Below are 14,438 nucleotides of genomic sequence, written 5' to 3'. Positions count from 1 at the left end.
CTGTGGTGATCCTGTGGGAGCTGGCTTGCCGGCGATAGGGCCAGAACAGGCAACCCACCCCTCAAAAACAAAAGCCCAATAAATTCAACCTCTTGGCGAACCCTATGGATTCCCGCTAGCATCCGCCCAGCCATTTGCGCCAATAATAAGTCCAAGCCCGCAGCGCCCAACCATCGAGGCCAGCATGTACATCTATCGTTTGGTCCTGCTTCTGGTCGTGGGGATCTACCTGTTCTCCCCGGCCATCATGGACTGGTGGATCGAACCGACCGGAGCCTGGTATCGCCCTTACCTGCTCTGGCTGATCCTGATCGTCGTCACCTTCATCCTGCAGAGCCAACGAGATGCCGATGAGCTTTAGCCTGACCCAGATGATCCTGATCAGCGCCGCGTACCTGATGGTGTTGTTCGGCGTGGCCTGGATCAGCGAGCGGGGGTTGATCCCGCGCTCGATCATTCGCCACCCGCTTACCTACATCCTGTCGCTCGGCGTGTACGCCAGTGCCTGGGCTTTCTATGGCTCGGTGGGCCTGGCCTACCAGTACGGTTACGGTTTCCTTGCCTGTTACCTGGGGGTGTCCGGCGCGTTCCTGCTGGCGCCGGTGCTGCTCTACCCGATCCTCAAGATCACCCGTACCTACCAGCTGTCCTCGCTGGCCGACCTGCTGGCGTTCCGTTTCCGCAGCACCTGGGCCGGGGCACTGACCACCATCATCATGCTGATCGGCGTGCTGCCCTTGCTGGCCCTGCAGATCCAGGCGGTGGCCGACTCGATAAGCATCCTTACCGGTGAGCCGGTCAAGGCACGGGTGGCCTTCGCCTTCTGTGCGCTGATCATCCTGTTCACCATCTTCTTTGGTTCCAGGCACATCGCCACACGCGAAAAGCATGAAGGGCTGGTGTTTGCCATCGCCTTCGAGTCGGTGATCAAGCTGCTGGCCCTGGGCGGTATCGGCCTGTACGCCCTGTATGGCGTATTCGGCGGCCCGCACGAACTGGAAGTGTGGTTGCTGCAGAACCAGACCGCCCTGGCGGCTCTGCATACGCCCCTGCAAGAAGGCCCATGGCGCACCTTGCTGCTGGTGTTCTTCGCATCGGCCATCGTCATGCCGCACATGTACCACATGGCCTTCACCGAAAACCTCAACCCGCGCTCGCTGGTCAGCGCCAGCTGGGGGCTACCGTTGTTCCTGCTGCTGATGAGCCTGGCCGTGCCGCTGGTGCTATGGGCCGGCCTGCGCCTGGGCGCCACCACCAATCCCGAGTATTTCACCCTGGGCCTGGGGCTTGCCGCCAACAACCAGGCGCTGGCGCTGCTGGCCTACATCGGCGGCTTGTCGGCTGCCAGCGGGTTGATCATCGTCACCACCCTGGCGCTGTCGGGCATGGCCCTCAACCACCTGGTGCTACCGCTGTACCAGCCGCCGGCCGAAGGTAACATCTACCGTTGGCTGAAGTGGACCCGCCGCGCGCTGATCGTCGCCATCATCACCGCCGGGTTCATGTTCTACCTGACCCAGAACAACCACCAGAGCCTGGCCAACCTGGGCATCGTCGCCTTCGTGGCCACGTTGCAGTTCCTGCCGGGCGTGCTGTCGGTGCTGTACTGGCCGACCGCCAACCGCCGCGGCTTCATCGCCGGCCTGCTGGCCGGCACCCTGGTGTGGATGGTGACCATGCTACTGCCACTGCTGGGCAACCTGCAGGGCTTCTACATCCCGCTGCTGGACATGATCTACGTGCTGGACGACACCAGCTGGCACATGGCGGCCATCGCCTCGCTGGCGGCCAACGTGCTGCTGTTCACCCTGATCTCGCTGTTCACCAACGCAAGCAACGAAGAGGTCAGCGCCGCCGAAGCCTGCGCGGTGGACAACGTGCGCCGCCCGCAACGCCGCGAGCTGCACGCCGCCTCGCCACAGGAATTCGCCACCCAACTGGCCAAGCCGCTGGGCGCCAAGGCCGCACAGAAGGAAGTGGAACAGGCTCTGCGCGACCTCTACCTGCCGTTCGACGAGCGCCGTCCCTATGCCTTGCGCCGCCTGCGCGACCGCATCGAGGCCAACCTGTCCGGCCTGATGGGGCCGAGCGTGGCCCAGGACATGGTCGAGACCTTCCTGCCGTACAAGTCCGGTAACGAAAACTACGTGACCGAGGACATCCACTTCATCGAAAGCCGCCTGGAAGACTACCACTCGCGCCTGACCGGCCTGGCCGCCGAGCTCGACGCCCTGCGCCGCTACCACCGCCAGACCCTGCAGGAACTGCCCATGGGCGTCTGCTCGCTGGCCAAGGACCAGGAAATCCTGATGTGGAACAAGGCCATGGAAGAGCTCACCGGCATCGCCGCCAAGCACGTGGTCGGCTCACGCCTGGTCACCATCAGCGAACCCTGGCGCGGCCTGCTGCAAGGTTTCATCAATGTGCCCGACGAGCACCTGCACAAGCAGCGCCTTGCGCTGGACGGCCAGCCGCGCTGGCTGAACCTGCACAAGGCGGCCATCGACGAGCCGCTGGCCCCAGGCAACAGTGGCCTGGTGCTGCTGGTAGAGGACCTTACCGAAACCCAGGCGCTGGAAGACAAGCTGGTTCATTCCGAACGCCTGGCCAGTATCGGCCGCCTGGCTGCCGGCGTGGCTCACGAGATCGGCAACCCGATCACCGGCATCGCCTGCCTGGCGCAGAACCTGCGCGAGGAGCGTGAGGGCGATGGCGAAATCATCGAGCTGTCCAGCCAGATTCTCGAACAGACCAAGCGGGTATCGCGCATCGTCCAGTCGCTGATGAGCTTCGCCCATGCCGGCGGCAGCCACCAGAACAGCGAAGAGCCGGTATGCCTGGCCGAAGTGGCGCAGGATGCCATCGGTCTGCTGGCGTTGAATCGGCGCAATTTCGAAGTACAGTTCTTCAACCTCTGCGACCCTGAGCACTGGGCCGAAGGGGACCCGCAGCGCCTGGCCCAGGTGCTGATCAACCTGCTTTCCAACGCTCGCGACGCCTCGCCGCCCGGCAGCGCCGTGCGTGTGCGCAGCGAAGTCAGCGAGCACACCGTCGACCTGATCGTCGAGGATGAGGGCAGCGGGATCCCGAAGAACATCATGGACCGCCTTTTCGAACCCTTCTTCACCACCAAGGACCCGGGCGAAGGAACCGGACTGGGGCTCGCTCTGGTCTATTCCATCGTGGAAGAGCATTATGGGCAAATCACCATCGACAGCCCGGCCGATATCGAACGGCAACGTGGCACCCGGATCCGCGTGACCCTGCCCCGGCATGTCGTAGCGACGTCCCCTGAAATTCGAGACCGTCGAGAGAATTGAATCAATGCCGCACATTCTGATCGTCGAAGACGAAACCATCATCCGCTCGGCCTTGCGTCGCCTGCTCGAACGGAACCAGTACCAGGTCAGCGAAGCCGGCTCGGTGCAGGAAGCCCAGGAACGCTTCAGCATTGCCACCTTCGACCTGATCGTCAGCGACCTGCGCCTGCCCGGCGCGCCCGGCACCGAACTGATCAAGCTCGGCCAGGGCACCCCAGTGCTGATCATGACCAGCTACGCCAGCCTGCGCTCGGCGGTAGACTCGATGAAAATGGGCGCGGTGGACTACATCGCCAAGCCCTTCGACCACGACGAGATGCTTCAAGCGGTGGCGCGTATCCTGCGCGACCGGCAGAACGCCCCGGCAGCCGCACCGGCGGCCGAGCCACGCGCCACCAATGGCAAGGCCGCCTCGGCCGACAAAGGCAGCGCGGCAGCCGCCAATGGCGAAATCGGCATCATCGGCTCCTGTCCGCCAATGCAGGACATGTACAGCAAGATCCGCAAGGTCGCGCCCACCGATTCGAACGTGCTGATCCAGGGCGAGTCGGGCACCGGTAAAGAGCTGGTCGCACGCGCCCTGCACAACCTGTCGCGTCGGGCCAAGGCACCAATGATTTCGGTGAACTGCGCAGCCATCCCCGAGACACTGATCGAGTCCGAGCTGTTCGGCCACGAGAAAGGCGCGTTCACCGGCGCCAGCGCCGGGCGCGCAGGCCTGGTGGAAGCTGCCGATGGCGGCACCCTGTTCCTCGACGAAATCGGCGAACTGCCGCTGGAAGCCCAGGCCCGCCTGCTGCGCGTGCTGCAGGAAGGCGAGATTCGCCGGGTGGGTTCGGTACAGTCGCAAAAGGTCGATGTACGCCTGATCGCCGCGACCCACCGCGACCTGAAGAACCTGGCCAAGGCCGGCCAGTTCCGCGAAGACCTCTATTACCGCCTGCACGTGATCGCGCTGAAACTGCCTGCCCTGCGCGAGCGCGGCAGTGACGTCAACGAGATCGCCAGCGCCTTCCTCGCCCGCCAGAGCGCGCGCATCGGCCGCGACGACTTGCACTTCTCGGCCGAAGCGGAGCAGGCCATTCGTCACTACAGCTGGCCGGGTAACGTGCGAGAGCTGGAAAACGCCGTGGAGCGTGCGGTGATCCTCAGCGAGAGCGCAGAAATTTCCGCGGACCTGCTGGGCATCGACATCGAACTGGGCGACCTGGAGGAGGACGAAATCCTCGACAACGCCCTGGTCGTGGCCAGTACGGCAAATGCCAGCCATGAACCGACCGAGGACCTGTCGCTTGAGGACTACTTCCAGCACTTCGTGCTCGAGCACCAGGACCACATGACCGAGACCGAGCTGGCCCGCAAGCTCGGGGTCAGCCGCAAGTGCCTGTGGGAACGCCGCCAGCGCCTGGGCATCCCGCGGCGCAAGAGCAACGCTACCAGCGAGTAGCCGTGTTGCCTGGGCGGGAGGCTCCTCCTGCCCTCATCCCTCTCTATGTGCCATTCCGGCCGCTTCGCGGGTGAACCCGCTCCCACAGGAATTTCACTGCCCTCAAGGTGGTGCGGTCCCTGTGGAAGCCGGCTTACCGGGATTTAGCGAAATCTGCGCCGTTCCCGTGGGAGCGGGTTCACCCGCGAAAGGGCCAGCAAAGCCAGCGCACACACCCCAGGTAACACTTCAGCCCCCGCAAAAATCTGTTACCCAAGCTTTCCGCCGTAACAGTTCCCGAGGCGTACGGTAACGAAATTTCGACATTTTCGACCGCCGCTAAACCGCTCACCAGCTCCAACCCCTTGATTTTACTGGGCTTGCAAAAGTTGGCACGGCACCTGCTATATGTCTGGTACAAGAACAATAACAAGCACTGCAACTCAGAATAAGAACAAGACGAAACGGCTCACGCACAATAAAAACAAGACGGCGGAGGCGCAGCTAACTGATTCTTTTGGAGAGGATGCGTGTTTGGGGCTTGCCCCACAACCAGGCAGAGAACAATAAAAACTGCACTAAAAAGCAGCGCCTGAACTGGTTGGATCGACAGATCAACGTGACATCAGCGGCCAAAGCAATCCGTTTGCTCTTAACCCCTGGATTGGGGGTCGTCCACAAGCTTCGAGATTTGTGGGCAGGGCACTCAACAAAAACAAGAAGCCCAGCAAAAAAACAATAAGAGCACGCAACGACTTCTTGGGGAGCTTAGGCTCCCCTTGTCGTTTCTACCCTTCCCGCAGGCACCCTGCTACCCGCCTACACCATTCCTTGAGTAAATGCTAGAATCCCCGCCCATCATGCGGCCATTCTCCTATTCTTGGCCGAACATTCCTTCAAACAGTGCATCCCATGCTGAAGAAGCTGTTCCAGTCGTTCCGCCCGCCCGTACCGGGCCCGCACCACAGGCGCACCACGCCTGAGGTGATCAACAAGAGCCAGCACTCGCTGCAACGCCATCAGTTCAGCCGCCATGCGGTGAGCATCGTGGAACGCCTGCAGAGCGCCGGTTACCAGGCTTACCTGGTCGGTGGCTGTGTCCGCGACCTGATGCTGGGCATCACGCCGAAAGACTTCGATGTCGCCACCAGTGCCACCCCCGAACAGGTCCGTGCCGAATTCCGCAACGCGCGCATCATTGGCCGCCGCTTCAAGCTGGTCCACGTGCATTTCGGCCGTGAGATCATCGAAGTCGCCACCTTCCGCGCCCACCACACGGAAGACGACCAGGGCGACAGCCACCGTTCGTCGCACAATGCCAGTGGTCGCATCCTGCGTGACAACGTGTACGGCACCCTGGAAGAGGACGCGCAACGTCGCGACTTCACCATCAACGCCCTTTACTACGACCCGGTCAGCGAGCGCATCCTCGACTACGCCAACGGCGTGCACGATATCCGCAACCGCCTGCTGCGCCTGATCGGTGACCCTACCCACCGCTACCAGGAAGACCCGGTGCGCATGCTGCGCGCGGTGCGTTTCGCCGCCAAGCTCGACTTCGGCATCGAAAAGCACACGGTCCAGCCGATCCGAGAGCTGGCTCCACTGCTGCGCGAAATTCCACCGGCGCGCCTGTTCGAAGAGAGCCTCAAGCTTTTCCTCTCGGGCCAGGGCGCCATCGCCTTTGAAATGCTGGTCGACCTGCAATTGTTCGAGCCGCTGTTCCCGGCCAGTTCACATGCCCTGGACGAACGCCCGACCTACACTCACACGCTGATCAGCCAAGCGCTGAACAACACCGACCTGCGCGTGAAGCAAGGTAAACCGGTAACCCCGGCCTTCCTCTTCGCCGCGCTGCTGTGGCCAGCCCTGCCTGCCCGCGTGTTGCACCTGCAGAACCAGGGCGTACCGCCGATACCGGCCATGAACGGTGCGGCCCACGACCTGATCGCCGAGCAATGCGCACGCATCGCCATCCCCAAGCGTTTCACCCTGCCGATCCGCGAGATCTGGGACATGCAGGAGCGCCTGCCTCGCCGCAGCGGCAAGCGCGCCGACATGCTGCTGGACAACCCTCGCTTCCGTGCCGGCTACGACTTCCTGCTGCTGCGGGAAAGCGCCGGCGAAGAAACCGACGACCTTGGCCAGTGGTGGACCGATTACCAGGATGCCAACGACAGCGAGCGTCGCGAGATGATCCGCGAACTGGGTAGCCGCGACGAAGGTACCGGTGCCGGCCCGCGCAAACGCAAGCGTAGCGGTGGCAAGCGCAAGCGCAGTGGCGACGAGGCGTTCGAGTGAGTACCCGCGCCTATATCGGCCTGGGCAGCAATCTGGACGCACCTGCCGAGCAGCTGCGTAGCGCCTTGCAGGCCCTCGACCAGGTCGAAGCCACGCGTCTGGTGGCGGCCTCGGCCCTGTACACCAGCGATTCACTGCTGCCTGGCCAGCCGCGCTACACCAATGCCGTCGCCGCCCTGGACACTGCCTTGGCGCCGCTGGACCTGCTCGATGCACTGCAGGCTATCGAAAACGGCCAGGGCCGCGTGCGCAAGGAGCGTTGGGGCCCGCGCACACTGGACCTGGACATCCTGCTGTTCGGCGACCAGGTGCTCGACGAGCCGCGCCTGAAAGTGCCGCATTACCACATGCATGCCCGGCCTTTCGTGCTGTACCCGCTGGCAGAACTGGTACCGGGCGATTTCCGCCTGGCCGATGGCCGCGCCCTTGCGCAACTGCTCGACGACTGCCCGTTCGTCGGCCTGGAACGCCTGTAAACCGGGCGTTCCAGCCTTGCGCACTGGCGCGGTAACGCCAGTAACACCCTGATCGTAACAATGCGGTAACAGGGTGATTGACTTCCCCCACCTCGCTCACGACTATAGGCGTCCCGTGTGGCACCAAAGTGCCGCATACCCGTATTTAGGCCCGGACGGACCTGTGCCCGAACATCACGCGCGATGATGTGCCGCTCCGGAAGATGACTACACGCGTTGAATGCAGTCGTTTTTTACAGCGCCTGAACGAGGAATTTCCTACATGCCTGAAGTAACCCTGACCACCCTCAATGGCCTCAAGGCCAAGGGTGAAAAAATCACCATGCTGACCTGCTACGACGCGACCTTCGCCAAGGTCGCCAGCCAGGCCGGTGTAGAAGTGTTGCTGGTGGGCGACTCGCTGGGCATGGTCCTGCAAGGCCACGACAGCACACTGCCAGTGACCACCGCGGACATGGCCTACCATACCGCCAGCGTCAAACGTGGCAACGACGGCGCCCTTATCCTCGCCGACCTGCCGTTCATGGCGCATGCCACCCCGGAGCAAGCTTTCGCCAACAGCGCCACGCTGATGCAGGCCGGCGCCCACATGATCAAGATCGAAGGTGCTGCCTGGCTGGCCGAGACCATCCGCCTGCTGGCCGAGCGTGGCGTGCCGGTGTGCGCGCACATGGGCCTGACCCCGCAGACTGTCAACGTGCTGGGCGGCTACAAGGTGCAGGGCCGTCAGGAAGCCCAGGCCCGACAGATGCGCGCCGACGCCATCGCCCTGGAACAGGCCGGTGCGGCCATGCTGCTGCTCGAATGCGTGCCCAGCGAACTGGCGGCGGAAATCACCAGTGCCGTGGCCATCCCGGTGATCGGCATTGGCGCCGGCAGCGGCACCGATGGCCAGGTACTGGTCCTGCACGACATGCTCGGCCTGTCGCTGAGCGGCCGGGTACCTAAATTCGTGAAGAACTTCATGCAAGGCCAGCCGGATATCCATAGCGCTCTCGTCGCTTACGTCGAGGCGGTCAAGCAAGTCAGCTTCCCAGGCAGCGAACACGGGTTCAGTGCATGAATACAGTCAAGACCGTCCGCGAACTGCGCGCCGCAGTCGCCCGCGCCCGCGGTGAAGGCAAGCGCATCGGCTTCGTGCCGACCATGGGCAACCTGCACAGCGGCCATGCCGCCTTGGTGACCAAGGCTGCGCAGCGCGCCGATTTCGTGGTCGCCAGCATCTTCGTCAACCCGCTGCAGTTCGGCGCCAACGAAGACCTCGACAAGTATCCGCGCACCCTGGCCGCCGATCAGGAGCGCCTGCTCCAGGCTGGCTGCAATCTGCTGTTCGCGCCCAGCGTCGAAGAGATGTACCCCGACGGCATGAGCGTGCAAACCCGCGTCAGCGTGCCCGGCCTTTCCGAAGGCCTGTGCGGCGCCAGCCGGCCCGGGCATTTCGAAGGCGTGGCCACCGTGGTCAGCAAGCTGTTCAACATGGTCCAGCCCGACCTTGCCGTGTTCGGTGAAAAGGACTTCCAGCAGCTGGCGGTGATCCGCGCCATGGTGCGCGACCTGAACATGCCGATCCAGATCATCGGCGAGCCTACCGTGCGGGCCGAGGACGGCCTGGCGCTGTCGTCGCGCAATGGTTACCTCACGCCTGAGCAGCGTGCTGCGGCGCCAGCGTTGTACCGCACGCTGCAGCACATCGCTGCTGCCATCGAACGTGGCCAGCGGGACTTTGCCGCGCTGGTTGCCGAAGGCCAGACACAGTTGACCACCGCTGGTTTTCGGCCGGATTACCTGGAAGTGCGTCATGCCGTTAGCCTGCGCCCGGCAGTGATCGATGATCGAGACCTGGTGGTAATTGCGGCGGCTTACCTGGGTAATACACGGTTGATCGACAACCTGTACCTGCATGTGGAAGAAAAGACCGCGTAACGGCCTGGGGCTGCCTTGCAGCCCATTCGCCGGCAAGCCAGCTCCCAACTCGATCGCATCGGCCTCGATGCCATGCGCTATCCCTGTGGGAGCTGGCTTGCCGGCGATGAGGCCAGTACAAGCGATACAAGACAGTTGCCTCCCCCAAATTCCCCCGCCTTACCCATTCCCTGCAAGTGGCCTTTGCCTATAATGGTGCCAGCCTGAACCCGGCAATGAGTGCCGTGTCCAAGGTCTCACCACGCACCAAGGGAACCCCGCGCAATGGCGTATTACCGTACACCCCACGATGTCACGGCCCTGCCCGCCTGGCAGGCGCTCCAGCAACACCGCGACGCCATGCAAGGCTTCAGCATGCGCGAAGCGTTCGCCGCCGATGCCAAGCGCTTCGACCAGTTCTCCCTGAGTTCCTGCGGCCTGTTCCTCGACTACTCGAAAAACCTGATCACCGAACAAAGCCGCGACCTGCTGGTGAACCTGGCCAACGAAGTGGGCCTGCAGGACGCCATCAAGTCCATGTTCAGTGGCGAAATCATCAACGCCTCCGAAGGGCGCCCGGTGCTGCACACCGCCCTGCGTCGGCCGGTGGGTGACAAACTCAGCGTCAACGGCGTGAACGTCATGCCGGAAGTGCACAAGGTGCTCAACCAGATCACCGAACTGGTCGGCCGCATCCACGACGGCCTGTGGCGCGGCTACAGCGAAAAACCGATCACCGACGTGGTCAACATCGGCATCGGTGGCTCGTTCCTCGGCCCCGAGCTGGTCTCCGAGGCGCTGCTGCCCTACGCCCAGCGCGGTGTGCGCTGCCACTACCTGGCGAACATCGACGGCAGTGAGTTTCACGAGCTATCGGCGAACCTGCGCGCCGAAACCACTCTGTTCATCGTCTCGTCGAAGTCGTTCAATACCCTCGAGACCCTGAAGAACGCCATGGCCGCGCGTACCTGGTACCTGGCCCAGGGTGGCTCGGAAGCCGAGCTGTACCGCCACTTCATCGCCGTTTCCAGCAACAAGGCCGCCGCCGTGGCCTTCGGCATCCGCGAAGAAAACATCTTCCCGATGTGGGACTGGGTGGGCGGGCGCTACTCGCTGTGGTCGGCCATCGGCCTGCCGATCGCCCTGGCCATCGGTACCGCCAACTTCAAGGAGCTGCTGTCCGGTGCCTACACCATGGACCAGCACTTCCAGACCGCGCCGTTCGAAAAGAACATGCCGGTACTGCTGGCCCTGCTGGGCGTGTGGTACGGCAACTTCTGGGGCGCCCAGAGCCACGCGATCCTGCCGTACGACCACTACCTGCGCAACATCACCAAGCACCTGCAACAGCTGGACATGGAGTCCAACGGCAAGAGCGTGCTGCAGGACGGCACCCCGGTGAAGACCGACACCGGCCCGGTGATCTGGGGCGGCGTCGGCTGCAACGGCCAGCATGCCTACCACCAGTTGCTGCACCAGGGCACCCAGCTTATTCCGGCCGACTTCATCGTGCCGGTGGTGAGCTTCAACCCGGTGGCCGACCATCATCAGTGGCTGTACGCCAACTGCCTGTCGCAGAGCCAGGCGCTGATGCTGGGCAAGACCCGCGAGGAAGCCGAAGCCGAGCTGCGTGGCAAAGGCCTGAACGAAGCAGACATCGAAAAGCTTGCCCCGCACAAGGTCATCCCGGGCAACCGCCCGAGCAATACCCTGGTGGTGGAACGCATCAGCCCCCGCCGCCTGGGCGCGCTTGTGGCGATGTACGAGCACAAGGTCTTCGTACAGAGCGTGATCTGGGGCATCAACGCCTTCGACCAGTGGGGCGTGGAGCTGGGCAAGGAGCTGGGCAAAGGCGTTTACCAACGCCTGGTCGGCAGCCTGGAAGAGAGCGCCGAAGATGGCTCCACCCAAGGCCTGATCAACTACTTCCGCGGCCGTCACCGCGGTTGATCCCAAAGCCGTCATACGGCCGCTCCGTGTAGGAGCGGCCGTATGACGGCACAAGGCCGCTCCTACAGGGACCGAGTCTACCCTCAAGGAACATCACCTCTGGCTACACTGTCCTATCGAATAGCCGTTGCAGTCCATCGCCCCTTACAAGAGCAGGACCACCCGCCATGTTCGATATCCGCAACTACCCCCAGGCCCTGGCCGCCAGCCAGTCCGCCGCCCTCACTCCCGACGAGTACCGCCGCCTCTACCGCCAGTCGGTGGATGACCCCGACACCTTCTGGGCCGAACAGGCCAGGTGCCTGGACTGGATCAAGCCCTGGTCGAGCGTGCAGCAATGCGACCTGAAGACCGGCAACGCTCGCTGGTTCGACGGCGCCCAGCTCAACGTCAGCTACAACTGTATCGACCGCCACCTGGACCGACGCGGCGCACAGACCGCCCTGCTGTGGGAGGGCGATGATCCCAAGGATTCCAAGGCCATCACCTACCGCGAACTGCACCGCCAGGTATGCCGCCTGGCCAATGCGCTGAAAGCACGCGGGGTAAAGAAAGGTGACCGGGTGTGCATCTACATGCCGATGATCCCCGAAGCCGCCTTCGCCATGCTTGCCTGCACCCGCATCGGTGCCATCCACTCGGTGGTGTTCGGCGGCTTCTCGCCCGATGCTCTTCGCGACCGTATCCTCGATGCCGACTGCCGTACGGTGATCACCGCCGATGAGGGCGTGCGCGGCGGCAAACGCATACCGCTGAAACAGAACGTCGACAAGGCCCTGGCCAGCTGCCCCGCGGTCAGCAGCGTATTCGTGGTTCGCCGCACCGGCGGCGATGTCGCCTGGACCGAAGGCCGTGATCTCTGGTACCACGAGGCCACGGTAAAGGCCGGCGACGACTGCGCTCCCGAGCCAATGGGCGCCGAAGACCCGTTGTTCATCCTCTACACCTCCGGCAGCACCGGCAAACCCAAGGGCGTGCTGCACACTACGGGCGGCTACCTGCTGCAGGCCACCCTCACTTTCAAGGTGGTGTTCGACTACCGTGACGGCGAGGTGTTCTGGTGCACCGCCGATGTCGGCTGGGTTACCGGCCACAGCTACATCGTCTATGGTCCGCTGGCCAATGGCGCGATCTCGCTGATGTTCGAAGGCGTACCCAACTACCCGGACACCTCGCGCTTCTGGCAAGTGGTCGACAAACACAAGGTGAACATCTTCTACACCGCCCCTACCGCCTTGCGCGCGCTGATGCGCGAAGGCTCCGCGCCGCTGCAGGGCACTTCACGCCAGAGCCTGCGTCTGCTGGGTAGCGTCGGCGAGCCGATCAACCCCGAAGCCTGGGAGTGGTATTTCGAAGAAGTCGGGCAAAAGCGCTGCCCTATCGTCGATACCTGGTGGCAGACTGAAACCGGCGGCATCATGCTCACCCCGCTGCCCGGCTCGCAATCGCTCAAGCCCGGCTGTGCCACCCAGCCCATGTTCGGCGTGCAACCAGTGCTGCTGGACGAAAAGGGCAAGCTCATCGAGGGCCCCGGTGCCGGTCTGCTGGCGATCAAGGCCAGCTGGCCTGGGCAGATCCGAAGCGTCTATGGCGACCATCAGCGCATGGTCGACACCTACTTCAAGCCGATGCCCGGCTACTACTTTACCGGCGACGGTGCCCGCCGCGATGCCGATGGTGACTACTGGATCACCGGTCGCATCGATGACGTGATCAACGTTTCCGGCCACCGTATCGGTACCGCCGAAGTGGAAAGCGCGCTGGTGCTGCATGACAGCGTTGCCGAAGCGGCGGTGGTCGGTTACCCCCACGACCTCAAGGGCCAAGGCGTCTACGCCTTCGTCACACCGATGAATGGCGTAACACCGGACGACGCGCTCAAGGCCGAGCTACTGGCCCTGGTCAGCAAGGAAATCGGCAGTTTCGCCAAGCCCGAGCTGATCCAGTGGGCTCCGGCGCTGCCCAAGACACGCTCAGGCAAGATCATGCGGCGTATACTGCGCAAGATCGCCTGCAACGAACTCGACAACCTGGGCGATACCTCGACCCTGGCAGACCCCAGCGTGGTGCAGGGCCTTATCGACAAACGCCTCAACCAGTAACCGGCGGCCGCTGTTGTTGGCCGCCCTGAACCACAGGTCGCCATGGAAGCCCTTCGCCGCCGCATCGAAACCCAGGTCATGAGCCTTACCGGGCTGGCCCTCGGCCAGCTCGACCTGGAATCGCCCAAGGGCGACCCCGGCCTGTTCGGCCCGCACAGTATCAGCTGGCGGGTACATGGCGACTTCCCGAGCATGCTGGTCGGAGGCATCAGCGCCCTCATGCTGCAGTTGCTGCACCCGCTGGCCCTGGCCGGGGTGTGGGACCATTCCAACTTTCGTGAAGACCTGCTCGGTCGCCTGCGCCGCACCAGCCAATTCATTTCCGGCACCACCTTCGGCGCCACCCGCGATGCCGAATGGTTGATCGACAAAGTGCGCACCATCCACCTTCAGGTGACCGGCATCGCGCCGGATGGCCGCCCGTATGCGGCCAGCGACCCGGACCTGCTGACCTGGGTGCATGTGGCGGAAGTCAGCAGCTTCCTCGCCGCCCATCTGCGTTACCGCAACCCGCACCTTGCGCGCGCAGAGCAGGATGCCTACTACGCAGAGATCGCGCTTATCGCCGAGCGCCTTGGCGCCCGCGACGTGCCGCGCTCGTGCCAGCAGGTCGAGGACTACCTGCAGCGCATGCGGCCACAATTGCACTGCGACGCCCGCAGCCATGAGGTGGTCGGCATCCTGCTCGATGCCCCCGCCCCCAGTCGCCTGGCAAAGCCGGTGGGCAAGCTGATGCTGCATGCCGGCATCGACCTGCTGCCGGGGTGGGCCCAGACCATGCTCGGGCTGCAGCACGGCCCGTTGCAGCGGCGCATCATCCGCCTGGGCCTGCAACGCACCGCGCCAGTACTGCGCTGGGCGATGCGTGACGGCTCGGCGCACCGAGCCAAACGGCGCATGGGCATCGAATGAAGTCGAATGGTCGCCTCAGCGGAACTGATTTAACGTGCCATACTCCAAG

Annotated in this window: 10 protein-coding genes; all 10 read left to right on the top strand. The window is 63.6% G+C overall.

Going from position 1 to position 14,438, the window contains the following annotated elements:
* Positions 1-184: 184 nt before the first annotated feature.
* The 10 genes from IRZ77_RS07295 (at position 185) to IRZ77_RS07250 (ending at position 14,389) form a co-directional block, all read left to right on the top strand.
* Entirely contained in the window at positions 185-361 is a 177-nt protein-coding gene (locus tag IRZ77_RS07295) for a hypothetical protein (RefSeq protein ID WP_003250005.1), read from the top strand.
* Positions 345-3,320, top strand: a complete 2,976-nt coding sequence (locus IRZ77_RS07290; RefSeq protein ID WP_173015123.1) for a sensor histidine kinase — start codon at positions 345-347, stop codon at positions 3,318-3,320. The genes IRZ77_RS07295 and IRZ77_RS07290 overlap by 17 nt, the downstream gene beginning before the upstream one ends.
* A 4-nt stretch (positions 3,321-3,324) precedes the next feature.
* Complete coding sequence (locus tag IRZ77_RS07285; RefSeq protein ID WP_196173188.1) at positions 3,325-4,767, top strand: sigma-54-dependent transcriptional regulator; 1,443 nt, start codon at positions 3,325-3,327, stop codon at positions 4,765-4,767.
* An 891-nt stretch (positions 4,768-5,658) separates the two neighbouring features.
* Positions 5,659-7,047 (top strand): polynucleotide adenylyltransferase PcnB, encoded by a 1,389-nt coding sequence (locus IRZ77_RS07280; RefSeq protein ID WP_085599572.1) that lies wholly within the window; start codon positions 5,659-5,661, stop codon positions 7,045-7,047.
* Positions 7,044-7,523, top strand: a complete 480-nt coding sequence (folK, locus tag IRZ77_RS07275) for a 2-amino-4-hydroxy-6-hydroxymethyldihydropteridine diphosphokinase (protein ID WP_046613117.1) — start codon at positions 7,044-7,046, stop codon at positions 7,521-7,523. Before IRZ77_RS07280 ends, folK begins: the two co-directional genes overlap by 4 nt.
* A gap of 262 nt (positions 7,524-7,785) precedes the next feature.
* A complete protein-coding gene (gene panB, locus IRZ77_RS07270; protein WP_046613118.1) occupies positions 7,786-8,586 on the top strand; it encodes a 3-methyl-2-oxobutanoate hydroxymethyltransferase in 801 nt (266 codons plus the stop codon).
* A complete protein-coding gene (gene panC, locus IRZ77_RS07265) occupies positions 8,583-9,446 on the top strand; it encodes a pantoate--beta-alanine ligase (protein ID WP_046613119.1) in 864 nt (287 codons plus the stop codon). Before panB ends, panC begins: the two co-directional genes overlap by 4 nt.
* 264 nt (positions 9,447-9,710) lie before the next feature.
* A complete protein-coding gene (gene pgi, locus IRZ77_RS07260; protein ID WP_046613120.1) occupies positions 9,711-11,375 on the top strand; it encodes a glucose-6-phosphate isomerase in 1,665 nt (554 codons plus the stop codon).
* 167 nt (positions 11,376-11,542) lie between these two features.
* Positions 11,543-13,477 (top strand): acetate--CoA ligase, encoded by a 1,935-nt coding sequence (gene acs, locus IRZ77_RS07255; protein ID WP_196173187.1) that lies wholly within the window; start codon positions 11,543-11,545, stop codon positions 13,475-13,477.
* A gap of 42 nt (positions 13,478-13,519) precedes the next feature.
* A complete protein-coding gene (locus tag IRZ77_RS07250; protein ID WP_046613122.1) occupies positions 13,520-14,389 on the top strand; it encodes an oxygenase MpaB family protein in 870 nt (289 codons plus the stop codon).
* Positions 14,390-14,438 lie beyond the last annotated feature (49 nt).

The sequence above is a fragment of the Pseudomonas pudica genome (genome assembly GCF_015680405.1).
Classification (GTDB): Bacteria; Pseudomonadota; Gammaproteobacteria; order Pseudomonadales; family Pseudomonadaceae; genus Aquipseudomonas; species Aquipseudomonas pudica.
Note: the sequence above shows the minus strand (reverse complement) of the source record. Positions and strands in the feature narration are given on the sequence as shown.